19 protein-coding genes are annotated in these 23,764 nt (G+C 42.8%); 5 read left to right on the forward strand and 14 right to left on the reverse strand.

Annotation, left to right across the window (positions count from 1 at the left end; translation table 11 throughout):
- The first annotated feature begins 310 nt into the window (after nt 1-310).
- The gene (locus tag HNQ82_RS04135; RefSeq protein WP_183247410.1) at nt 311-1,276 is read left to right on the forward strand and encodes an S-layer homology domain-containing protein; all 966 of its coding nucleotides are present in this window, start codon (nt 311-313) and stop codon (nt 1,274-1,276) included.
- A gap of 23 nt (nt 1,277-1,299) precedes the next feature.
- Here HNQ82_RS04135 and HNQ82_RS04140 read toward each other — a convergent pair whose 3' ends face one another.
- Entirely contained in the window at nt 1,300-2,892 is a 1,593-nt protein-coding gene (locus HNQ82_RS04140) for an S-layer homology domain-containing protein (RefSeq protein ID WP_425486236.1), read from the reverse strand.
- Between the two features lie 114 nt (nt 2,893-3,006).
- Entirely contained in the window at nt 3,007-6,447 is a 3,441-nt protein-coding gene (locus HNQ82_RS04145; RefSeq protein ID WP_183247412.1) for a S8 family peptidase, read from the reverse strand.
- A 237-nt stretch (nt 6,448-6,684) separates the two neighbouring features.
- On the opposite strand from HNQ82_RS04145, the gene secA2 reads away from it, so the two are divergent.
- Together secA2 and HNQ82_RS04155 are read left to right on the forward strand one after the other, a co-directional pair.
- Nucleotides 6,685-9,015 carry an accessory Sec system translocase SecA2 gene (secA2, locus tag HNQ82_RS04150; RefSeq protein WP_183247414.1) on the forward strand — a complete coding sequence of 777 codons (2,331 nt, stop codon included), beginning with the start codon at nt 6,685-6,687 and terminating at the stop codon, nt 9,013-9,015.
- Nucleotides 9,016-9,037: 22 nt separating this feature from the next.
- On the forward strand, nt 9,038-9,907 hold the full coding sequence (locus HNQ82_RS04155; protein ID WP_183247416.1) for an accessory Sec system S-layer assembly protein: 870 nt from the start codon (nt 9,038-9,040) through the stop codon (nt 9,905-9,907).
- Between the two features lie 168 nt (nt 9,908-10,075).
- Here HNQ82_RS04155 and HNQ82_RS04160 read toward each other — a convergent pair whose 3' ends face one another.
- Nucleotides 10,076-10,525 (reverse strand): hypothetical protein, encoded by a 450-nt coding sequence (locus HNQ82_RS04160; RefSeq protein WP_032101266.1) that lies wholly within the window; start codon nt 10,523-10,525, stop codon nt 10,076-10,078.
- A gap of 191 nt (nt 10,526-10,716) precedes the next feature.
- Here HNQ82_RS04160 and HNQ82_RS04165 point away from each other — a divergent pair, with 191 nt between their 5' ends.
- Entirely contained in the window at nt 10,717-11,130 is a 414-nt protein-coding gene (locus HNQ82_RS04165; RefSeq protein WP_032101393.1) for a helix-turn-helix domain-containing protein, read from the forward strand.
- 21 nt (nt 11,131-11,151) lie between these two features.
- Here the strand turns inward: HNQ82_RS04165 and HNQ82_RS04170 are convergent, their stop codons facing one another.
- The gene (locus tag HNQ82_RS04170; protein ID WP_183247418.1) at nt 11,152-11,544 is read right to left on the reverse strand and encodes a coiled-coil domain-containing protein; all 393 of its coding nucleotides are present in this window, start codon (nt 11,542-11,544) and stop codon (nt 11,152-11,154) included.
- Nucleotides 11,545-11,919: 375 nt separating this feature from the next.
- Between HNQ82_RS04170 and HNQ82_RS04175 the strand changes: the two genes are divergently transcribed.
- Entirely contained in the window at nt 11,920-12,327 is a 408-nt protein-coding gene (locus HNQ82_RS04175) for a YwpF-like family protein (RefSeq protein ID WP_343053397.1), read from the forward strand.
- Between the two features lie 4 nt (nt 12,328-12,331).
- Here the strand turns inward: HNQ82_RS04175 and HNQ82_RS04180 are convergent, their stop codons facing one another.
- From HNQ82_RS04180 to HNQ82_RS04225, 10 genes are all read right to left on the reverse strand, one after another.
- A complete protein-coding gene (locus HNQ82_RS04180) occupies nt 12,332-12,838 on the reverse strand; it encodes a class D sortase (RefSeq protein ID WP_032101269.1) in 507 nt (168 codons plus the stop codon).
- On the reverse strand, nt 12,820-13,743 hold the full coding sequence (locus HNQ82_RS04185) for a processed acidic surface protein (RefSeq protein ID WP_183247423.1): 924 nt from the start codon (nt 13,741-13,743) through the stop codon (nt 12,820-12,822). The genes HNQ82_RS04180 and HNQ82_RS04185 overlap by 19 nt, the downstream gene beginning before the upstream one ends.
- Before the next feature lie 60 nt (nt 13,744-13,803).
- Nucleotides 13,804-15,150, reverse strand: a complete 1,347-nt coding sequence (locus tag HNQ82_RS04190; protein ID WP_183247425.1) for an aspartate kinase — start codon at nt 15,148-15,150, stop codon at nt 13,804-13,806.
- A gap of 49 nt (nt 15,151-15,199) precedes the next feature.
- Nucleotides 15,200-15,628, reverse strand: a complete 429-nt coding sequence (locus HNQ82_RS04195; protein WP_183247427.1) for a DUF1284 domain-containing protein — start codon at nt 15,626-15,628, stop codon at nt 15,200-15,202.
- A gap of 40 nt (nt 15,629-15,668) precedes the next feature.
- On the reverse strand, nt 15,669-16,151 hold the full coding sequence (locus HNQ82_RS04200) for a competence protein ComK (protein ID WP_183247429.1): 483 nt from the start codon (nt 16,149-16,151) through the stop codon (nt 15,669-15,671).
- Between the two features lie 88 nt (nt 16,152-16,239).
- Nucleotides 16,240-18,348 carry a methyl-accepting chemotaxis protein gene (locus HNQ82_RS04205; protein ID WP_183247431.1) on the reverse strand — a complete coding sequence of 703 codons (2,109 nt, stop codon included), beginning with the start codon at nt 18,346-18,348 and terminating at the stop codon, nt 16,240-16,242.
- 94 nt (nt 18,349-18,442) lie between these two features.
- Nucleotides 18,443-19,525 carry a polysaccharide pyruvyl transferase CsaB gene (csaB, locus tag HNQ82_RS04210; protein WP_183247433.1) on the reverse strand — a complete coding sequence of 361 codons (1,083 nt, stop codon included), beginning with the start codon at nt 19,523-19,525 and terminating at the stop codon, nt 18,443-18,445.
- Complete coding sequence (locus HNQ82_RS04215) at nt 19,522-21,414, reverse strand: DUF5693 family protein (RefSeq protein WP_183247435.1); 1,893 nt, start codon at nt 21,412-21,414, stop codon at nt 19,522-19,524. Before HNQ82_RS04215 ends, csaB begins: the two co-directional genes overlap by 4 nt.
- Nucleotides 21,387-22,919 (reverse strand): putative polysaccharide biosynthesis protein, encoded by a 1,533-nt coding sequence (locus HNQ82_RS04220; protein ID WP_183247437.1) that lies wholly within the window; start codon nt 22,917-22,919, stop codon nt 21,387-21,389. Before HNQ82_RS04220 ends, HNQ82_RS04215 begins: the two co-directional genes overlap by 28 nt.
- Nucleotides 22,916-23,650, reverse strand: a complete 735-nt coding sequence (locus HNQ82_RS04225) for a WecB/TagA/CpsF family glycosyltransferase (protein ID WP_075039190.1) — start codon at nt 23,648-23,650, stop codon at nt 22,916-22,918. The genes HNQ82_RS04220 and HNQ82_RS04225 overlap by 4 nt, the downstream gene beginning before the upstream one ends.
- Nucleotides 23,651-23,764: the final 114 nt, after the last annotated feature.

Consider the following 23,764-nt stretch of genomic DNA (forward strand, 5'->3'; position numbering starts at 1 on the left):
TATGTATGTTCTCTCTATGAAACTCTTAAACTTAGCAAGTGAACGACTACAAACTACATTATAATTTTTTCCATGATTAAAGTCAACCATTTTTTGAATGACTTTTCTTTGTTGGAATAACAAAACTGTTTCACATGTAGTCTTCCACCTATTCACCATTTTACCGAATGTTCGACTTTTTTCAATACCTTCCTACGTAACTTTTTGACAAAAAGTTTTGTTACATAACTGTAAAGTTATCATTCCCCTATTTATGATACACTTGGAATAGTGTAAAAATGTCGAACAATGGCGGAGTGAGGTGTGACGTGTGAGGCGGTTTGTTGCAACATTGTTTTTGTTTCTCCTTTTCCCTTCTTTCGCTTATGCAAACGAAAGTTACGATCGGCTCATTCCACTGGCGAAAAAATATATCGGTGTACCGTATCAGTTCGGCGGAAGTTCGGAAAAGGGGTTTGATTGTTCTGGATTTACGCGCCATATAATGAGCGGACTTGGTGTGACGTTAGCGCGTACGACAACGGAACAATATAAACAAGGAAGCGCAGTAAAGAAAGAAGATTTACGAATCGGTGATCTCGTCTTTTTTGAGACGTATAAAAAAGGGCCGTCGCATGCAGGTGTTTATATTGGAGATAATCAATTTATTCACGCGAGCTCATCTAAAGGCATTACGATCACTTCATTAGACGACTCTTACTATAAAAAGCGATACATAGGAGCAAGACGCGTGCTTGCATACGTGCAAGCTGCTGGGCAGTTTCAAGATGTCGGAAACGATTTTTGGGCAAGTAAAGAAATTGAGGCGTTAGGTAAAAAAGAAATGGTGCTTGGATATGCGAAAAGCTACTTTAAGCCTGATGAAGTGATGACGCGTGCAGAAGCGGCCGGACTGATCGCAACGTACTTTAACTTCAACATGAACAATCGAAAAGAAACGTTTTCTGACGTACCGAGCGATCATTGGGCTGTCGGTGCGGTGAACGCCCTTGTGAAAGAAAATATTGTCGATAAAAACAATAAGCAGTTTCAACCCGATGAACCGTTAACGCGCGAACAATTAGCGATGTGGTTTGCGGAAGCATGGAAGTTAAAGCGTGGAGCAGATGTAGCATTTACCGATGTCAAAGAAACAGATGCGGCATATGATGCGATTGAAAAACTTGTCGCAGCTGGCATTGCAAGCGGCTATGAAGACGGAACGTTTCGACCGAAAGAGACAGTGACACGTGCACAATTTGCGGTATTTTTCTATCGTGCAATTAACGCAAAATAGCGAGAAAGGACAAGCCTTTCTCGCTATTTTTTATCGATCGTTCGCTTTAAAAAGAGCACAAACTGCCCGCGTGTCACAACGTCGTTTGGACGATATGGATTGTTGATCGTTATTCGATTATAAAATAGCGTGTTAATCGGTTCATACGCCCAGTGAGAAGGAGAAACATCAAAAAACGATTGATTTACCGTCGGGCGTTCATATACATCCGCATATACACGCGTTAAAATCGTTGCCATTTGGGCACGAGTGATATAATCGTTCGGATATAGCTTTCCGTTATATCCTGTAAGCAATCCGTATGCTTCGGCAATTGCCATTTCTTTATACCACGGATCGGTCGGTTTGATATCTGTTGCTTTGACGACATATCCTTCAGGCAGCGTCAGCCTTAACTCACGAATAAGCATAAGCGCAGCATGTCGGCGAAGCAACCGTTCATTTGGACGAAACGTTCCGTCTGGAAATCCTGAGATAATCCCTCGTTCATATAATAATGTGGCTGCTTCTTGTAGTTCTCCCCCTGCAATGTCAGGAAAAAGCGGCGGGGTGGAAAGAAGCGAATCGATCGCTCCGTACGATACACGTAGCGTTGCCGAACCGCGATTGAATCCTTTTGTTGTCGGCTGAACGACACGAAATAGTGCCGTATCAACAATCGTTGAACGAAACAACCACGACACTTCATTGTTTAACGTTGCACCATCATATGTCGTTTCTTTTACTCCTTTTGGCACACTTCCGATATAAACAGAGGCATAGCGTCCGTTTCCATCTTGCGCGTTGACGTACGCGGTGGCATCGGCATATGTGTAAAGCTTGAGCGCATATACGTTATTTTTTACCGTATAGTTTGTCAGCAGTAATGAAAGCGGTGGCATCGGCTCATACAAAGCGCCGAGCTGATTTTTCCAATACGTTTGTAGCGCTGGAAGCTCAAACGGTGTCGGAAGATGAACGTTCATTTGCATATGTCCTTTTAAAGCATTCGGTGAGCCGAATAATTGCACGTAGTCTTCTGCTAGTATTTCAGGCATATACCATTCGTACGCTCCACTTCCGTCCACATGGATAGCCGGATAGCGAAAAAGCTCGCGCGCAGAAGCATATGACGATTGTAACCATTCGTTCGGGCGACGTTGTTCTTTGTTAATCATATAATAGTACGTAAAATGATGTCCGTACTCATGTGCGAGCGTCGTTGCCATTTGTTCCACCGTCGTCCATTCGTTGCCACCGTATAAATGAATGTACCGATTCGGAAGAAGTGCGAGCTTCGGGCTCAGTTGATATTGGACAAAATATTGTCCGAGCACGTTTTGTCCTGCGGGATAATCTGGAAAAATTTTTACGCTTCCTAATAAAGAAAGCTCCGCACCATGTTTATTTTTTAATAGTTCTTGTTCAAGCTGAGCAAGCTTCGCTGTATTCCAATATACGCTATAACTTTCAAACGTTACTCCACTCGCTCCTTTATAGCGAGCGATCAGCGGATAATAATCTTCGTACGCTTGCGCCTGCGCTTTTTTCGTTAAATCAACGACATGGGCGTGGGCAGGCGCGTGAAAAAAGAATAAAAAAATGAATGAAAGCCAAATGAAGCGCATGCGCTGCACGTCAATCACCTCGTTATCTATTAATCTACATTTATGTTAACACGTCACACGCGGCGATGGAAAAGAAAAATAAGGAAGGCTGCCTGTATGCATAGGCAGCCTTTGTATTTATATTTATTTCTTCGTTATAGAGAGCGTGTATGGGTTGGCATTTGGCCGGGCAAGCGATTCTTCAACGACGACATAGTACGTTCCTTTTTTCAAAGAAAGCATGCCGATTTCTGCATCGCCATCGCCGTAATGGTCGTACGTTTGAACGAGGCGACCTTTCGCGTCGTAAATGGACATGACCCCATCCATCGTGCCCGGTACATCGAGCTTGCATGTAAATGTGCCGTCTTTTTCAACGACAAATTTGTAATAATCTTTATCGCCGTAGTCAACGACATTCATGTAGCCACGTGCTTCATACACATTTCCTTTTTTATTGAAAGAAAGCGGTTTTGATGGCACATTGTTTTTCACAACAGATGACGCATCTTCGTCTTTTTTATTGAGCGATTGAATGCCAAATTTATACGACTGAAGCGATAGCCCATTCCACATAAGCGGGTTGACGACGAAGAAGTATCCGACATTTTTCTTCGCTTGGAACGAACCGTTTACCTCATATAAAGGGCTCCAGCCATTCGGGAAAAACATGACAGCTTTGTTGTATTCGTCTTCATCGATCGCCATATTGCCGTTCGTATCTTCAACAACAGATACGATTGGAATTAGTGTGCCAAGCAACGGTTTTGGCAGCGATGCGTTCGGTTTGCTCGGATTTGCAAAAATCGTCAACAGTTCGTTCGCTTGACGATGTTTATAGTAGTAGTAATCAACATCGTTCGGAAGCACGAAATTTCCTGTTTTCGATTCATTGACATTCACAACTGTCGCTTGAATCGGTTCATTATTTTTCTCATTCACATCTTTCGGTGCATCGATCATCTTTTTCGATGTAATCACATACGGATCAGCTACCGATTGATAATTGTCGTTTTGCACCGACATGTAATACGTTTTTCCTTCTTCAAGAATTAACGTCCAGTCTGTTTGTTTTTTCCCTGTCATCCAATCGAATGGGTAAAACGTGTTGACTGACACAAGATCGTCTTTTTTCTCATCGTACTCAAACAACATCGCTGACGGCGTCATATCGTCCGGTGTCGCAAATGAAAACTGATATATAGCGGTGTGCGGAACAGTGAAGCGATAAAAGTCTTGGTCACCACTAAACTGGATAAATGCTTCCGTCCGATCACCGATGTTGTAAGGGCGAGCATTTTCTTTAATTTGCTGGATTTGTTCTTTTTCAAAATAGCTCCAGCTTCCGTCATCGCCAATGATGATGATATCGTTTGGCTTACGCATTTGTTCTTTTATTTTTTCTGTTTGTTCAACAGCACCACCGCCCGATGGCATCGGCTCGCGCGCTGGGAAGTTGTCTTCGTCTTGTGGCAATGTAATGGCTTTTGCGCTCAGCTGATATGGAATGGCTGATGCGTTTCCTTCTTTCACTTGATTGCTTGACATAAAAGAGTCTAATATCATCGGATAAAATCCACTCAGTGGTTCACTTGACGCTTCGAGCACATACTGTACGCCCGGTTGCGCTTCAAACGTCACCGTCTCCCCTTTGCTGACGCCGTTATTGTTCCCAAACACGATTGGGAATGGAATTTCTTTATACTTCGCATTCGGATCAACTGGACGATATAGTTCTTCAGCGAAATAAACGTTTAATGACGAATCAATGCCCGGAACAGGCGACAATTCAAACTTTACCGTTGTCGGCTCAGCGACAGTAAACAAGAAATAGTCGCGGTCGCCTTCTTTCGCATCTTTTTCTGGCACAAATGTTAAGTTTTCTAAGGCAAACGGCAATTGTTCAATAACAGCTGGATTTTCTTTTGTAATGCCATCATCGGCAAGTTCCGTAAACGATTGAACAGCTAACGTATACGTTGATTTTCCTTGTAAGCTATAGTTGCCATTTGCATCTGTAACGCCGATCGCAAGCACGCCAGATTGCTTCGCCGTAAATAGTTTCGCTTCCATCTCGCCTGCTCGACCGTCATTCACTTGAATCGGCTTTTCAGACGTTGTTTTTCCTTCAGGATAGAAACGGAATACGAGCTTATAGTCGTATAATTCTGCTCCTTCGAGTAGCGCTTGCACACTTTCACCTTGTTGAACGTTTACTTTTACCCAATGCACTTCTTCCGGTTTTGTCAGCGATCCTTTTTTCACGTACGGTTCTTTCGCATCAATCACAGACGCTTTCGCTAAAATCGTTTCATCGTTCCATTTTTCTTTTTGCGGCACGTTTTTGATATTATATTGCAGCGCAGCAACGGGATTGACTAAACCGTTACCGTACGTTAAATCGTATCCTTTTTCCCCTAAATCTGTTGCGGTGCGCTCTAAAATCCATTCAACTTGATACGGCTTTAAATTCGGGTACTTCGATAAAAGAAGCGAAGCGACGCCTGCGACAACTGGCGATGCCATCGACGTTCCACTTAACTCAGCAAATGAAGATCCTTTTGTATAGTCATAAATAGGGCTGTATACATCAACCCCCGGTGCAACGAGGTCAACGGACGGACCGTAGTTTGAAAACTCAGCAAGTTTATTTTTACTATCCGTTGCCCCCACGCTAATGACTCCTTCATAGGAAGCTGGAATGGAGTACATGTCCGTCGCTTCATTTCCTGCTGCAGCAACGACCGTAATCCCTGCATCAATTGCTTTTTGAACAGCTTCTTCTAAAATTGGCGAGCTAAAATAGCCACCGAGGCTCATATTAATGACTTTTGCGCCTTTTTCAATCGCATATAAAATCCCTTGGGCAATCGTATAGTCGCTTGCCCCCCAACCGCCACCGAATACGTCAATGGGTAAAATTTTAACATTTGGATTAACACCGTGTGCACCAATGCCGTTGTTTGCATTTGCTCCGATAATGCCAGCAACGTGCGTCCCGTGTACATCTTTTACAGGCGCACCAGCTGGGTTTATCGCATTGTAAGCAGGGAGAACACGTCCTTTAAACTCTGGATGCTTCGTATCCATCCCTGTGTCGATGACCGCAACCGTGACGCTATGTTGTCCAGCAAGTTTTAACGCCTTATCCATATTTAAAAGCGATAATAAATACATATGGTCTGATTTTGGATCAGCAGAACCGAGCCGTTTGTATGTAAAACTTGGTGTCACGCTTTTTACGGCTTTTAATTTTGCATAGTTTCTCATTACGTCTTGTAAACTTTTCCCTTTTTGCACCGTCACAACATCATATTTTAATTGCGGAAACGACTGTTTTACTGTCGCTCCTAAACTGCGATGCACAGCAGCTGGAATGGCCTCGTTGTACTTTACGATCAATGTATCCGTACTCACTTGGTTTTGCGCATCTTCAAACTTTTTGTAAGCGAGTGGCGCTGATGTTTTCGTCATTTGTTTTTTCCACTGCGCAATCGGCGGTTCCGTCGATGCTTGCGCAACTGCCGGCACGATAAGCGATGAGGCTAAACTAATCGATAATGCGGTTTTCTTCCATTTTTTCATAAAAAGCCTCCTTCAAAAGAATGTAACATATGTATTCGCCATAAAAGGCAAATACACCTACTATAACGAAAAAAAGACAAAAAAGTTTCATATTTTGATAATTTTTTCTAATAAACTTACAATATCACCCAACAAACAAAAAGTAAAGAAATATTTTCCGGGTCGTGAAACATTTTGGGAACAATGGTATACTGTACGTTGAAACGATTTGATTTACAGCGAAGGAGAAGGTTCCCCATGTTGTCTTACATAAAAAAACTAGTAAACAGTGATGAACGCAAACTGAAAAACTACAATAAAATCGTCGCGCGTATCAATGAGCTTGAACCGACATTTGAATCGTTGACAGATGAAGAATTACGCGCCAAAACAAACGAATTTAAACAGCGACTAGCGCAAGGTGAATCGGTACTCGATATACAGGTCGAAGCGTTTGCGACTGTCAGAGAAGCATCGAAACGTGTGCTTGGCATGCGCCATTTTGACGTTCAGCTCATCGGCGGTCTTGTGCTTGCGGAAGGGAATATTGCAGAAATGGCGACAGGTGAAGGAAAGACGCTCGTCGCTTCCGCCCCAAGCTATTTGCGCGCGCTTGAAGGAAAAGGCGTGCACGTCATTACCGTCAACGACTATTTAGCTCGCCGTGACCGTGATTTAATCGGAAAAATTCACGAGTTTTTAGGGCTGACCGTTGGCTTAAATTTGCCACAAATGACACTAGAGGAGAAAAAAGCAGCATACAATGCCGATATTACGTACGGTGTCGGTAACGAATTTGGTTTCGACTATTTGCGCGATCATATGGTGTACAGCAGCGCTGATCGTGTCCAACGTCCATTTCATTACGCGATTATCGATGAAGTCGATAGCGTATTAATTGACGAAGCAAAAACCCCTCTCATTATCGCAGGAAAAACAGGTGTCAGTTCGGAGTTAAGCTATTTATGCGCCCGTATCGTAAAACATTTCGTTCGCGATGAAGATTACGAATACGATGAAGAAACAAAAACTGTCAACTTAACCGAACAAGGTATTGAAAAAATTGAAAAAGGGTTCGGCATCGACAACTTATATGACCTTGAACACCAAGTGTTGTATCATTACGTCATTCAAGCGTTGCGCGCATACGTCATGTTTACACGCGATGTCGATTATATCGTGAAAGACGGAAAAGTGTTGCTTATTGATATGTTCACTGGTCGCTCGATGGAAGGACGCAGTTTAAGCAATGGTCTTCATCAAGCCATTGAGGCGAAAGAAGGATTAGAGTTAACAGAAGAAAATAAAATCCAAGCATCGATTACGATTCAAAACTATTTCCGTCTTTATCCAATTTTATCCGGGATGACAGGGACGGCGAAAACAGAAGAAAAAGAGTTTCAAACGTTGTATGGAATGGATGTCGTCCAAATTCCAACAAACCGCCCTGTCATCCGTCAAGACTTGCCAGACCGCGTCTTCGCGACAATCGATGCGAAATATAAAGCAGTCGCAAAAGAAGCAAAGCGCGTGCATGAGACAGGACAACCGATGCTCATTGGAACAACATCTATTTTACAGTCAGAAAAAGTGGCGAAATATTTAGCAGAAGAAGGATTGTCGTTTCAATTGTTAAACGCCAAAAGTGTCGAGCAAGAAGTGGAGTTGATTTCACGCGCTGGTCAAAAAGGACAAATTACAATCGCGACAAATATGGCAGGACGTGGAACAGACATTATGCTTGGAGAAGGCGTAGCAGAACTTGGCGGTTTATATGTTCTCGGTACAGAACGTCATGAAAGCCGTCGCATCGACAACCAATTAAAAGGACGGGCTGGCCGTCAAGGAGACCCGGGGTGCTCGCAATTTTTCATTTCGCTTGAAGATGACATGTTTCGTCGTTTTGCTAAAGATGAGCTAGAAAAAATGAAAAAATCACTACAAGTAAATGAAGAAGGTGAAGTATTAGACAAAGAGGTGCATGAATTCGTCAACCGTGTACAGCGTATTTGTGAAGGCAGCAATTTCTCGGTACGAGAATACAACTTAAAACTGGATGACGTACTAAACGAACAGCGTCGTACCGTTTATACGCTCCGCAATCGCATTCTTGAAGCTAACGATGTGATTCCAATTGTCGCTCATATGGTGCCGTCATTTCTTGAAAGAGAAATTCGTTATACATGTCCAGAAGACGTCATTCCAGAAGAATGGGATATGGCTCGGCTAGTGAAAACCGTTCAAACGGTGACAAACGAACATATTGATTTGACTAGTGTTGTCGATCAAAAAGAAGTGGAAGCGATCGTCCAACAAGCAATCTCCTCATGGAAAGAGCGTGTTCATGCATTAGAATACACTGAAGAACACCAATGGGCACTGAAACGTGCTTTACTTTCACTTATTGATTTTCACTGGACAAAACATTTGGAAGCGATGGAGTTATTAAAAGAAGGAATTGGGTTGCGCTATTACGGACAAGAAGACCCGATGCGCCAATATGCAAAAGAAGGGTTGGAACTCTTTATACAAATGTACCATCGATTAGAAAAAGATGCTTCCCAACAACTTGCCCAGCTACTTATTTAAATGGAGGAAAGGAGATGGAACGATGATTCCATTTTTCAAAAAGAAAAAACAAGGGGAAGATAGTACCGTTCAAGCAGGACAATTATTTGACGGAGCAGCTGAACAACAAGATGAAGACGTGCATACCACGTTATCGATTCATCCACTGATGTCGCTAACGGCAGAACAAAAATATTATTTTCAATACGTAAATAACGAACTGCCGCCATTGAAAAAAAATCAAGTATCACTATCAGGAATTGAATGGAAAAAAGAAGATGATCGTTATATTGTTACAGCGTTTGTGCGAAACAGTTTAGATCAATCAATTCGTTTTGAACATACACCTTTGTTGTTGATTGGACCAGATGGGAAAGTAATCGGACGAAAGGTATTTCCAATGCACGAACTTGGGGACATTCCGCCTAAAAGCAGTCGTCCATGGCGATTTGTATTTACAACAAGCGACCTGTATACAGAACATATTCCAGAAACAGGATGGAAGTTGGCGTTTGAATTAAAAAAGCCACATCGACTAGATTTAGAAGAAAGTTGGGAACAACATTTAAAAGAAGAAGATAAACAAAAGCTTGAGCAACTCGTTCGCTCTCTTACTCCGCCAAAACAAGGAGAAGTGAACGTCATGGGACTACAGGCGCGCATAAATGAAGAAGGAAGTTTAGTGATCACATTACTCATTCGCAATGGTAGCGACAAAAACATTACGTTTGAACAATTGCCATTAGTGGTTGAAGATGCATCAGGGGACGTTGTTGCACGCGGAGCGTTTACATTGCAATTAGAAGTAAAAGCAAATACAAGCAAACCGTGGACGTTTATCTTTCCAAAGTCGCTCTTGCAAAAAGAACAATTTGACTTTTCCACATGGCGCGCCTACATTCCGCAATCATAAAGAAAAGGGCTGATGATTTACATCAGCCCTTTTCTTTGCCTCTGGCCACCAACCGCTCTCTATTGTAAACAGAAGGAAATAGTACTACAGTTATATTTTAGCATCATTTTTCACGTTTAACAAACATATTTTTAGTTTTTTTGGCATAAATTTTTCGTTGACAAACCATTAAAATAAACAATATTGAATTTTCTGCCCAGAACGAATGGAAACTGAGCGGAATGTACATAAGATGGCTCGTTCTTCAGCAGCTGTGAGGTCATTCATCGGTGCGGGGATGTAACGTTTCTCGAGGTCACTCCAACGTTTCACACATATTTGAGCTTTTCCTCTTCCGAAGAAAAACGTAATGACAATCATTAATTGATCGTCTATCGTTTTAAAAAATAAAAACAAGTCATCTTTTGTTGTGCACGTAATCATCCGATAACGAATCGGTTCTAGCGGTCGTTTATCGCTTGGTGAAATAAACTGAAGTGAATCAGAAAAGTGAATGGGCTCAATCGTTCGCGATTCGTGAAACGGAGGATTCGGCTTCTCTTTAATAAGTACTTCACACATTTTTCCTCCTTGTTTCGCTTGATGAACAATGTAATTTGAAAAATAAATATTCACGATTCATCCTCTCCTTCAAGTTTTTCCAATGTATATTTTTACATTTTATGAATATTCAATCAACTTTTTTCGACAAACAAACCGTCGATTTTTGTTCTAAAAATGAACATTTTGTCATTTCGTTCGTAAAAAGAACAAAATAATCCCCTTTCTTCTTCTATCGTAAAAAGAAAAAGGGAATTTGGTGGAAGATGATGTTACAACGTATTGGCGAACAAATTAGACGATTGCGAAACGCTCACGATTGGACGCAAGAGCAATTCGCCCAACGATTAAATGTATCTCGTTCTAAAATAAGTAAATGGGAAAATGGTGAGGTGCTCCCTGATTTACAATCCATTATCGATATGAGTGATATGTTTCGTGTCAGCGTCGACTTTTTGCTTGGAAAACATCCAACAGATGAACAGCTGTTACAAGAAGTGCGATTGGCGTACGGAACGGACGAAATGAGCGATGAGCAATTATCGCTTATTCGTTACATGAATGAACAGCGCGAGCTCGCGAAGCGACTATATGCCCTACAGTCATTGCCTTTACATAAGCGAAAGCGAATTGAAGGAGTCGTCATCAAGATGATTGATGAAATGATTGAGGCGTTGAAATAAAAAAGGGGCACTTTTTGCCCGTTATTCAATGCCAATTAATTTTTTTAAGCGATACACGTCTGCTTCTGTTTGCCATTGTTTTTGTGCGTGCAGTTCAAATTTGTCGTGTAGCTTGTCCACTTTTGTTTCTAACTTGTCGATGCGCACATGCAACTCTTTTATTTCTTCACGTATTTCTTGTTTGAAGCTTTCCATTTCTGTGCGCATCCCTTGTTTGAAGCTTTCCATTTCTGCACGTATTTCTTGCTTGAAACTTTCCATTTCTGTGCGCATCTCTTGTTTGAAACTTTCCATTTCTGTGCGCATCTCTTGTTTAAAGCTTTTCATCTCTTCTTTTAAGCTTTCTATTTCCCCACGCATTTCACGTACTTCATAAAGCAATTCTTTCACCGCTTGTAAAACTTGGTTTTCCATTTTTCATTTCCCTCCTTTCTATTCGTTTTACCCCTAGCATATCACTCCCGTAACAGACGGTCAATTGAAAAAAGAGGCTAGCGAAGGGGATGCTAGCCAAATAATGAGGGAGCAGTAAGAGGACACATTTTGGAAGGAAGTTGAGAGGAATTGTTTTTGATCACCTCCTCGATTCATATGATACAAAAATAAAAAAATGGTGTAAAATTTCGATTTTTCAATTTTCGAGCCCGTTTTTTTGTTTTTTTGCCGTTTTTCGGCCGTTTTTGACAAAAAAAGCGCCTAAAAATTCAATTTTCACTTTTTCTTTTCTTTTTTTGTTACATTTCGCCCATATGGTATAATAAAGGCAACTACTGTTGCGAGGTGGATGCGGTGAAAACTTTTAAGCTCGTTGCTCTTACACTATTGCATGAGCAAAAACAAGACATTCCGCTCATTGATGGGTTAATGATTAATAAAGAAGATGAAAATAAACGTTGGCTTATCGAGGCGTATGTCGAGCAAACATATCGCGAGCTATTTACGTCGTTAAAAGAGAGCGAGGCACCGTTTGATGCGCTCGTAACCATTTCGCGCAAAACGAACGATCCCGCTCATGTACGTGCAACTGTTCGCTCCGTGACGATGATGGGAGAACGAATGAGCGTATTAATGGATGCGACGCTCATTAAGCGCTCGAATTTAGCTGAAGTCGTGTTAGAAGACTTAGTTCAACGTGGACTACATGGCGAAACGCTCCTGCAACAATTTAAACAACAAATGCATACGAAAAGAGGCTGATTATTCAGCCTCTTTTTTGTTTGGCAACTACCACGTATCGGTTCGGCGCATCGCCTACCCAGCGAAACGGATAACATGTAATTAACGTTAGCGTCGGGTGCGCTTTTGGGATGAGCACTGTTTTGTCATCGGGCTTGACGATGCGAATATGTTGAACGACATACGTCCACGTTTTGTCGTTCGTCCGTACGATCAGTTCATCACCTAATTGAATGTCCTCGAGCTTACGAAATACTGTATCGCGATGTCCTGCTAAAATGGTATGATTGCCTTCACCAGGAAGTGCACTTCGTTCATCGTGTGCCACTCCTTTATTTAACTGTTGCATGCCTTCATAAATGGGCATCGCTACGTTTAGTTTCGGAATAAATAACGTGCCGATCGCGTCTCCTTGTTGGACGGGCGGTTGTTCACTCTGTTGCACCGCTTCATACGCTTCATGCCAACCGATAGCGTTTGCCCAAATGAAAGACGCGCCGAAAAGAAATAACGCTATCGCCACGACTCGCATCGTTTCCCCTTCTTCCATAACACGAAGCTTGCAAAAAGTAAAGCGATACCAATCAATATGTTCATCCCGTACGAAGAAGCAGTTTTTGGCATGCGCGCAACAAGTAATCCGCTTTCTAAATCAAGCGCCATCATGCCGATATGTGCGAGCTGTTCGCTTGCATCAATGAGCGCACTTGATCCGATTCGCTCATACGGAATATATAAATCAGCCACTAATGTGCCGTCGTCATCGTACCATTCCATCACAACAGGCGCCGTGGCGGTTTGGAATTGCTCAAACGAAATGGGTTTTCGTCCTTGTTCGTTTACTTCATATACTTTTGCTTGAAGGCGGTAAAGCGACAGCCATTCGTTCCAAAGATGACGAACGGTTTCTTGTTCTATTTTTGTTAGCGGCGCAGATGAATCGCGCAATACGAGCGTTTGAATTTGTTCATCAAGACGCTCAAGCGTTTGTTTCGCAGACGGAGGCGTCCGCTCCACTAACCGATGAATTTCATCTTCAGTTAGCCCGATCGTTGCTAAAATGTCGGTCATTGCTTGCATCGCATCGTAACGATCGCGGTAAAACGATAAGGCATATGCTAAATCTTCAATAAACGTATATTGTTGGAGTTGTTCGCCAAATTGTCCGAGAAGCGCTTCAGCTTCTTCTTGCGTCATCTCATAGCGGAGCAATAGTTCATCAAGACGCTCTGGAGTGATCGGTGTTCCTAATTGTTTTTTCAATGCTTCCAACGAAGAAAAATCGTTGATCGTCATATTCCATTTCGCTAAATAACGCGTTAAATCGTCCATCGTCCAACCGATGTCTTGTACGTATTGTCGCAATGCTTCTTCAGGAATGGCTGCTTGCACAGGTGTCGCACATAATAAACAAATCAATAACCATAGCACGCGCATGTATTTTCCTCCCTTATGTGTGCTATGGTTATTTTGTTCGATTATTCCATTTTTATACGATTAGAAATATACTTCGTATAAGGCGCGCACCGCTTTTTCAACCGCATCCGCTTTGACACCAAACATCATGCTCACTTCCGATGAACCTTGGTTAATCATTTCGATGTTGACGTTTGCGCGAGCGAACGCAGCGGTTGCCTTTGCAGCAATACCGACGCTCCGCTCCATCCCTTCTCCAACGACCATAATAAGCGCTAAATCGCGTTCAATCGATACTTCATCGACGCGCAACTCTTTCACAATGCGGTCTAATACGCGGCGCTCTACATCACCAGCCAATTGTTCTTCACGTAAAATAACAGACATGTTATCAATGCCTGATGGCGTATGTTCGTATGAAATGCCTTCATCTTCTAAAATTTGTAGTAGGCGACGTCCAAATCCGATTTCGCGGTTCATTAAATATTTGCTGACGTTAATGCTACAAAAGCCTGTATCGCTGGCAATGCCCGCGACAGGACGCTCGCGATGGTCTCTCGTTGCGACAATCATCGTCCCTTTCGCTTCAGGGTTGTTCGTATTTTTGACGCATACCGGAATGCCACGGCGGTACACAGGTTCAAGCGCTTCATCGTGAAAGACGGAAAACCCTGCATACGACAATTCGCGCATTTCGCGATACGTCAATTCTTTTAATTGGCACGGATGCTCAACGATTGATGGATTGACGCAGTAAATAGAGTCGACATCGGTAAAGTTTTCATATAGCTCAGCACCAACACCTGCGGCAACGATCGAACCCGTAATATCCGAACCGCCACGTGGGAAGGTAACGATATGCCCTGAACGAGAATAGCCGAAAAAGCCTGGAATGACTAAAATACCACTTCTTTCTTTTAATTTTGCAAGTCGTTCATATGATTCTGGCAAAATTTGTGCATTTCCTGGCTCGTCTGTCACGACAATACCAGCATCTTTTGGATTGACATAATGCGCTTCATAACCGAGCTGACGAAGATAGTGAGCCATCAGTTTAGCGTTGTTATCTTCGCCACTTGCTTTTAACGCATCAAGTAAACGTTCAGGCTGATCGTGATACGTATCAATGATTTGTTGCAAGCTTGCCGAAATGACGTCTAAAATGTCGCGCGACAAATGTAAATCCGTGACGATTTCATCATAGCGTGCGACCACTTGAGCAAGCACCCCTTCATATAAATCATCTTCAATTACTTTTTTTGCTAATGTAATTAATAAATCGGTCATTTTTGTATCGTCTTTACATCGTTTCCCCGGCGCAGAGACGACAACAAATTTGCGCGCTTCATCCGATGTGATGATGTTGGCTACTTTTTGAAATTGCTGTGCATTGGCGACAGAACTTCCCCCGAATTTTGCTACTTTCATATGCCATAACCCTTTCTTTCTATTTTTATTTCATTATCATAGCACATCTTCAGTTATTTTTGTCAGAAAAATTTTTCAATTTTCGTATCCCTTCTTTACAAACTCCGTACGATAACCACGAACATCCTGCGCAAAGTACATCTAAGTCATCCGGTTCAACCGCTTGCTTCGTTCGTTCAATTAACTCGGATTTCATATATACTCGGTTTTCTTCGAGCTGTAAATGTTTTAGTACACGGTGATCCATCGCTAATACATGATCATTTGATTCCTCGTCCGCTTCGCAGCGGTCTACTCCATGATGTGGGCATGCATAACATGCTTCATCGAGAGCTGCAATAACGCGAATCGGACCATCTGTACGATCATCGCGCATAAACGCAACGATTTCCGTCATCTTTTTCACGAACGATTCGCTATACCCCATCCTTTGAAATCCGTGCACACATAATAAATGATGTCCTCGCAACGTCCGCATAATCGTCCTCTTTTCTTTCTTACTCTCGAAATATTATACACTATTTTTCATAGTTATTCATCATTCTTTGTTGCAATGTGAAAATAAGCATCGCCGTTTTATACATTTTTCCTTCCAACGTTCCTTTTTGCATATCAACAATGAGTTCTTGTTTATTTTTTAAAATGACTTTCGTTTTCTTTTTTTCATACCGTTGTATCGTCTTGATGTGGGATTGTGCAATCCATATGCATCGATCGCTGTCAGGAGAACATGTTGGAAAGAAATAGAGCTGAAGTGCTTCACAAACGGAGATCGGAACCATTTGCCGAATGCCGAGAATATGTTTTGCTGCATGTACTTTTCCTTCATATGTACTTCCGTAGTAGCGGCAACTTTGTTGCATAATTTCTTTCGGTGATCGCTCGACGTTGTACGTATTGTACAATTCGTAAACAATCGTGCCAAGCCGACCGTATTCATCGTATTTTGGCACAAGGGCAGCCGTTTCCTCCATAATAATATATTCTTCCATCCGTTCCATCTAAACTCCCCCTCACAAATATATGTTCGCCTTCATTATAATGAATTTTCATAATTTTAACAATAAAAAATCTCGGAAAACTCCGAGATTAAACGATAAATTGCTTCCCTTTTTCCGCTAAATGTTGCGCTTTGTCGCTTAACGTTTGTACATTTGCAGCAATCTCTTGCACAGCAGAAAGCAACTGTTCATGTGCGGCGGCTGCCGTTTGTGTTTGTCTTTCTGCTTCTTGTGCGATCGTTTCTGTCTCTTTCATCGTCAAAGCAAGATCGTCAAATGCGCTCGTCATGACCGCAATTTTTTGAGCGACATCGTCCATTTGAACCATCACTTCGTTTGTCGTTTGCTGAATGCGGTCGAACGTCTGATCTGCTTCACGCGCTAATGTCATGCTTTTTTCCGATTCATGCCGCACTTGTTGCATCGCTTCAACGGATTGCGATGTATCTGTTTGTACTTCTTGTAATAGTTCACGTATTTGTTTTGCGGATAAAGACGATTGTTCCGCAAGCTTCCGCACTTCATCTGCCACGACCGCAAATCCACGTCCGTGCTCGCCTGCGCGCGCTGCTTCAATCGCTGCATTTAACGCAAGTAAATTTGTTTGATCGGCAATATTTGTAATCATTGTCGCCATTTGAGCGATATGAGCGGAACGTTGATGCAACGCTTGAATCCATTCGCTTGATTGCGTAATGAAATCGTTCATCGTTTTCATTTGTTCGATCATTTTATCCATCGCTGCCGTTCCTTTTTCCGCTTCACTCGTCATTGCCCGCGCCGCTTCTGCCGCTTGTTGTGAGCGAGATAAAATATAGTTTGTATCATCGACAAGCGTATAAACAGCTTCGACGTTTTGTTGCGCCCACATGCGTTGCTTGCTCGAACCCGCTGCCACTTCTTCCATCGTCGCTCCCACTTGTTCCATGGCGTGCGCCGCTTCTTCTGTAATGGCGGTTAATTCGTGCGCGGATGCAGATACGTCGTGTGTCAATTGTTGGTTCGCACCGATCATGGAACGGAATGAAGTAATAAGCGATTGAAATGACTGAGCAATTCGAGCAAATTCATCGTTTGACATGACGGACATTTGCACCGTTAAATCACCGCTTGCCGCTTGCATGCTCGCTTGTTCAATCGTTGCAATTTGTTCCCGTACCGCCATGTAAAAAGCAATAAATAAGTAAATGACGACCGCCACCGCAAGCGCACCGGCACCAATTGTCACCCATTTTTCAAACATGATTACCTCATATTCATGTTGTAAATGGTTTTGGAACGCATCTAGTGAAAAGCGGGAAAGCTCATGTAATTTTTCAAACGCATCGTTCGTTTTCTCATATAACTCGACCGACGTTAACGAAATTTGATTCGTTTGTAAAAATTCACGTTGAAACAAACTCACCATGCTTAATAAATCTGTCGAAATGACATCGTTGTATTGTTGTACTTTTTTACGTAGCGGTTCATCATCGACAAAAAGTGGCGCTGTTGAACGGCTAACGGTTTGCATCGCTGTTTCTAACACGTTTGTCCAATACGTCATTTTCGATCGTTCGATTTCATACAATTCACTTTTTAACGTTAGCTCTGCCGCAAACGATTGCGCTCCCCCGATCGTTTCCGTAAGCAACGGAACTTGTTCGACTACAAGACGCGCTAAATAATGATTGTTCATATCATTATCAAGCGAGACGTTCGAGCGATCGGCAATGTGAAGCAACATTTTTTGCAAGTCGTAAATGAGCGCATTATGACGTTTCGTTGCTTCTGATACAGTGAACGTTTTCCAATTTTCTTGTATGTCGTTCATTTGTTGTAAAAGCTGTTTCCATTGTTCTTCTTCAATAAACGAAGCTTGTTGTTGTTTATGAACGGTTTGCATCATGGTCATGGATTTTTTGATCATTTTTTGCGCTTCAGCAACGTTCGCTTCATTCCCATGACCGAGAAGGACAGTCGTTGTATATTCCCGATGTTTTTGTATACCGTACATCGCATCCATCATCGGAGCGATGTATGCGATACCTTGTTGTTCTTTTTCAATAAACGTTTCTTTATGTATTAACAGTCGAAGGTATAACACGCTGACTGCAAACAACGTAAACATAAAAATCGTTGCTAACAACACGAATTTTTTACTAAAAGGCAACCGATTGAGCAGCTTTTTTCCGAACGTAAACATCGCGCCATCCACGCTCCTTATGAAAACAAGATGTACATATTGTTTTCTATTTTATCAGACGATTCATAAAAATTATATAACAAAAATAAAAATTAGGCCATTAGACCTAATTTTTATTTCGAAACAATGCAAGCGCCTCTTCGGCAGTTTGTTGGGCGGTTTGTTGGAGCGGTGCGACAGCACGAATCAAGATTTCTTTTTGTTGTTCATGTTGAGCCATACATTGCTGAATATACGAAAATAGCGCTTCTCCATCCCAACGATCATCTTCGACATGCGCAAATACGGGCTGATTGGCTTGATTGGCAAATGCATCAATTTTCGGATCGTATGATAAAGCAACAAACGGTGTATGACCGACCGCTGCAAAAATTAACGCATGTAAACGCATGCCGACAAGCAATCGGGAACTTGCAATCATCGCCATTTTTTCTTGTATGCTGGCATCATAAGGTGCAACGACGGCATGCTCTTTCATCATGGCTAATAAGCGACGAGACGTTTCATCATCGTGATGCCCATGCATCGGAATAAATACGACATCAAAGCCTGCTTGAACCGAGCGATCAAGTGCAACGGCTATTTTTCTTTCAAAATCACGACCGCGCGCCCACTCGCGCACCGAAACAGCAATGACAGGACGTGTAAACGATTGTTCTTTCCACCATGTTGTTGGAGATGTCGGTGGCTTCAGTCCCATGACTGGATCAGGCACGACCGTAATCGGCTTTTTTACCCCTAACGTTTTTAATAACTCGGCAGATGGCTCATCGCGCACCGTTAGGCGATCAACTTGATTGAGCGTCCATTTCATGAGCCATTGATTTTGTTTTTTAGACACAGGACCCATGCCTTGCGCGTAAACCATGACTGGTTTGCCGAGCCATTTGGCCATTTGCATAATGCCTGTATAGTACGGAATGCTGCGCCATCCCGTTTGGTCTTGAAGCAAACTTCCCCCACCGCTAATTAAACCATCGCTTTCACGAAGAGCTTGAATGATATCACCGATTCGCCAACGATTGACCGCACGAACCCCATACGTTTGTTTTGTGAATGTCGGATCGTTTGAAAGCACCGTCACTTGCACGTTTGGATCATGTGCCCGAAGCGCTTGAATCATGGCATATAAAATCGCTTCATCGCCAACGTTATGAAAACCGTAATATCCAGAAATGACAATGTTCATCGTATCACCTTTTTCCATACCCACTCATATGCGTAAATAAGCACGATACCGATCAATAACCCAAGCCCAAGACTATACATCGTGCGAATGAATGAAATAAAAAGTGGGATGTGCAAATGTGTAAATGTATTTATTATTGACAACCACCCGATTGTTCCGACAACAAAAAGAATAGACCCTAATTTTTTTTGTTTATTGATGACAAATAAAGCGAGCATGTACGCTGGAAAACCGAGCAAAAATTCTTTCGTACGTGGGCGTACATATAACCATTCTTCTAATTTTTGTCTCGCTGTTAGTTCAAGTGCACTCGCTGTTCCTGTATTGCCAGAACGTAACACGTAATACGCTAACAAAGCAAAAACAAAGAAACTAACAACGACATGTCCGATCGTAATCGGCTGTTTCCATAGCCGTTTTATAAACGGAAAAAGCGGCTCTTGAATGATCGAAGGTAAAACGAGCATAACCATCGCTACAAGCGGAACGACATAAACGAGTTTCACCCCTCGAAACCCTTCACCGACATAAGCCATATACTCATTGCCATACAACATCGTGACAATCCAACTGATTCCGACAAACGAAATAGCGATGGCGCGACCGTATGCCATAAACGTTCCGCGCCAGCCTTCCCGAACGGAAGAAGGTTTTGCGGCATAAATCGGCGTGGCAATCGCTACAATTAAGGCTAGTGCTTTCAATGCCAAATCGATGGCTAACACCGTGCCAGCAAGTCCAAGAACGAATGCGCCTCCCGACACAACAAATGCCAATAGCGGTGAAACGAACGAGCGAATAGCGAGAAAAATAAAAGCGGTCGCCCCAACAATAAAGCCAATGGTTGCGATCGGTGAACGTTCAATTGGCGCAAACGGTTCACTTTTTCCAAGCGTATAATGACTTGGCATATGTTGAACGATTTGTTTCATCACAGCGACTGTTTTTTCAATATTTTGTACTGTTCCTGCGGATGTATACGGACGAACGAATAACGCGCGTATGTTTCGCTCTTTAATCGCACGAATAGCGACATCCACCGCTTCATTTGGTTTTCGTTGTTCTAAATTCAAGCTATGTAAACGAACGACATTTACATCCATTGCTTTCGCTAATGTCGTCAATCCTTTTGCTTCATAAAACTCGGTGGACAACAACGCATATCCTGCTTTCTTCCATCTTTTTCCCCATTTTTCGACATCGGTCGGATACCCAGCCACTTCTTCTCCCGTCGGCAGCAGTTTAAATGTATGTTCATTTTTGAGCGTTTCAATTTGTTGGAGTACACGCACACTCGCCTCGTTCATATCACGCGCATCTGGAATACGGAGCACAACCATCAAGCCTTGTTCAATGAGACGGGCCATTTTCATTTCATCGTATCCGAGTGGAACGCGTTCAATTTTTTTCGCATTTCCTTCAATTATATAATACGTTTTTCCATTTACTTGTACGGCTTTGACATCGTCACCAAACGTTGCTTGTAGCGATGAAACGATCGGGAACGTCTGATCAAGCGGATAAACGACAAGCCCGCGCGATGGAATATGATCGACTGTTTCATTCAATAGGACGAGTGCATGTTTAAATTCATCCATCTTTAACAACAGGACATGACCTGATTTTTCAAGTGAATCGAGCGTTTCTGCTTCCACGCTAACTGTTGTCAAACCTGCTTCTTTCAGTTGCTTCCATACATCTGTTTCATTTTCTTCTTGCAACCATACTTCAATTTCATCGTATGGCATGATCATTTCATACGTTCGATTGTTCCACTCTGCTTCATGCCGTTTACTCAGTGCAGGGGCGATCAGCATAAGCGACATGGCGATGATAATCAGCAACCATTTTTTCACACGTTTCATCCTTTCTTCTTTTGATTCAACCATTGGCGAAGCTCTTGAAGCGTTACCCCACCGAGCGCGAGTACAATTCCAAAATAAAACAAACCGCCACCGATCGTTGCGATAGCTGCATAAACAAGAGAAGCCATTCTTCCCCACGTCGGAGAAATGAAAAATAAACTTACCCCCATAACAAAAGAGGCAAACAAATAAACGAACACTTTCCGATTCCAAAAGACAAGCGACATACGACGGCGAATGGCAACATGATTCATCCATGTAATAAACGCGTATGTCACAAGCGTCGAAATACCAGCACCAATTAATCCGTACCATGAAATAAACAAGACGTTTGTTCCCCATTTTACGAAACAGCCGATTAAAATGATGACTGCAGCGCGTTTCGAATCGCCAATCCCTTGTAAAATGCCTGTTCCAAGCAATGCAAGGGACGTAAATGCCGAGCTTGCCAACACGACTGCCATGGTCGCGCTTCCTTCATTATTTGTAAATAAAGCGATATTTAACGGAACAGCAAGAGCGGCTAAGCTAGCTGCGATTGGCCATGATAAAAAGTGCGATAGCTCGAACGACTTTTGAATCGTTTGTTGCGCTTGCCTTGTTTCCCCTTTTGCTAATTGCTTACTTAAAAGCGGAATGAGCGGAAGAACGAGGGATGATGAAAACACCGTCGCAATTTGGACGAGCGCTGTCCCGCGGCTATATAGTCCGAATAAATAGCTCGTTTCGCCCTCGGCTGCTCCATACCAACGAAGAGCGAGCGGAACGGAAAGCGAATCGACTAAATTTAAAAATGGCATCGCAAGCGCACCAAACGCAATCGGAATCGACAAAGATAAAATCGTTTTACTTGTCTGCATCCATTGCACGCGTGAAAGCCTTACGCGCTTCGGACGGTAAGGAGAGCGAGCATACAAGGCACGTAAGTATATGAGACTAGCAAGTGCCCCAAGCGGCGAGCCGATCATAATCCCTCCGGCGATGACATCATCGGCATATGCAGCTTGTACCATATAAAAAGCGACGAGTAAAATAAAAGCGACGCGCACGAATTGTTCGAGCACTTGGGATGCGGCAGTCGGCTTCATATCTTCAAGCCCTTGAAAAAAACCGCGATATACCGCCATATATGGCGAGATGAGCAACGTTGTCGCTACGACGATAATCGCAAATTGCGCTTCCGTACCGCCAAGTGCTTTCGCAATCCACGACGAACCACCTGCAAGAAGTGAAAAACTGAGCACCCCGAAACTAAACGCCAATATGCTTGCCGTCTGCACGAGGCGCGCCACTTCATCTTCTTTTTGTTGCGCACGAGCTTCAGAAATCAATTTCGAAACGGCAATCGGAATGCCTGCAACAGATAAAATTAACGCGACCATATAAAGCGGATAAACGAGACTAAAAATGCCGAGCACTTTATCTCCTGCAATATTTTGTAGCGGAATGCGAAAAATGCTGCCGAGCACTTTCGAAATGATCGTGCCAATCGTTAAAATCATCGTTCCTTTTACAAATGACTGGTTCATTTTCCGACAACCTTTTGCTTTAAAATGGTCCACGCAAAGCGTGGCAATGCTAACATTCGTTTTGCTCGCGTCGGTTGCTTTACTAAGCGATACAACCATTCGAGATTTAGGCGAATCCATAATTCAGGTGCTCGCTTAACTACTCCAGCGAGCACATCAAAGCTTCCGCCAACCCCCATCCAGACGCCGCGTCCGACTGTATGCATATGTTCAGCGATCCATTGTTCTTGTTTTCCCATACCGAGCGCAACAAACACAAAATCCGGTGCGGCTTGCTTCACTTCTTCTACAATCGTCTTGTCGTTCCAGTCAAAGTAACCGTTACGTACTCCGACTAAACGAACATTTGGATAACGATGGCGAATATGTTGTGCTGCCGCTTGTACGACTTCTTCTTTCGCGCCAATCATATATACGCGATATTGATGCTCATCAGCAAGTTGTAAACAACGACATAACACGTCGTAACCAGCGACACGCTCTGGCAGCGGTGTTCCGAGCCATTCAGCCGCCTTCACAACCCCGATGCCGTCGGCAACGACATAATCGGCTTGTTGGATCGTTTCCATATATGTAGGTTCTTCATTTGCTTTCATGACAATTTCAGGATTAGCCGTCACGATAAAGCACGGCTTTTGTTGTTTGACGTGCGCGTGAATGACGGAAACCACTTCATCCATCGTCGCACGTACAAACGGAACTCCAAGTATGTGAACCGTTTGAAACGACATACAAAACGCTCCTTTAATTCGATTGTTCGACAACATTATTAATCAGGTTATCCATTTCATTAAAATCCATAAAACATATGAAAGATTTTAATAAAATTGTTTATCAGTCCATGT

Source organism: Anoxybacillus tengchongensis (assembly GCF_014201585.1).
Classification (GTDB): Bacteria; Bacillota; Bacilli; order Bacillales; family Anoxybacillaceae; genus Anoxybacillus; species Anoxybacillus tengchongensis.

What these genes read in the sequence shown, in the direction of transcription:
- HNQ82_RS04145 (WP_183247412.1), bottom strand. Translation starts at nt 6,447, where the DNA reads ATGAAAAAATGGAAGAAAACCGCATTATCGATTAGTTTAGCCTCATCG.
- secA2 (WP_183247414.1), top strand. Translation starts at nt 6,685, where the DNA reads ATGTTGTCTTACATAAAAAAACTAGTAAACAGTGATGAACGCAAACTG.
- HNQ82_RS04155 (WP_183247416.1), top strand. Translation starts at nt 9,038, where the DNA reads ATGATTCCATTTTTCAAAAAGAAAAAACAAGGGGAAGATAGTACCGTT.
- HNQ82_RS04165 (WP_032101393.1), top strand. Translation starts at nt 10,717, where the DNA reads ATGTTACAACGTATTGGCGAACAAATTAGACGATTGCGAAACGCTCAC.
- HNQ82_RS04170 (WP_183247418.1), bottom strand. Translation starts at nt 11,544, where the DNA reads ATGGAAAACCAAGTTTTACAAGCGGTGAAAGAATTGCTTTATGAAGTA.
- HNQ82_RS04180 (WP_032101269.1), bottom strand. Translation starts at nt 12,838, where the DNA reads ATGCGAGTCGTGGCGATAGCGTTATTTCTTTTCGGCGCGTCTTTCATT.
- HNQ82_RS04185 (WP_183247423.1), bottom strand. Translation starts at nt 13,743, where the DNA reads ATGCGCGTGCTATGGTTATTGATTTGTTTATTATGTGCGACACCTGTG.
- HNQ82_RS04190 (WP_183247425.1), bottom strand. Translation starts at nt 15,150, where the DNA reads ATGAAAGTAGCAAAATTCGGGGGAAGTTCTGTCGCCAATGCACAGCAA.
- HNQ82_RS04195 (WP_183247427.1), bottom strand. Translation starts at nt 15,628, where the DNA reads ATGCGGACGTTGCGAGGACATCATTTATTATGTGTGCACGGATTTCAA.
- HNQ82_RS04200 (WP_183247429.1), bottom strand. Translation starts at nt 16,151, where the DNA reads ATGGAACGGATGGAAGAATATATTATTATGGAGGAAACGGCTGCCCTT.
- csaB (WP_183247433.1), bottom strand. Translation starts at nt 19,525, where the DNA reads ATGAACATTGTCATTTCTGGATATTACGGTTTTCATAACGTTGGCGAT.
- HNQ82_RS04215 (WP_183247435.1), bottom strand. Translation starts at nt 21,414, where the DNA reads ATGGTTGAATCAAAAGAAGAAAGGATGAAACGTGTGAAAAAATGGTTG.
- HNQ82_RS04220 (WP_183247437.1), bottom strand. Translation starts at nt 22,919, where the DNA reads ATGAACCAGTCATTTGTAAAAGGAACGATGATTTTAACGATTGGCACG.
- HNQ82_RS04225 (WP_075039190.1), bottom strand. Translation starts at nt 23,650, where the DNA reads ATGTCGTTTCAAACGGTTCACATACTTGGAGTTCCGTTTGTACGTGCG.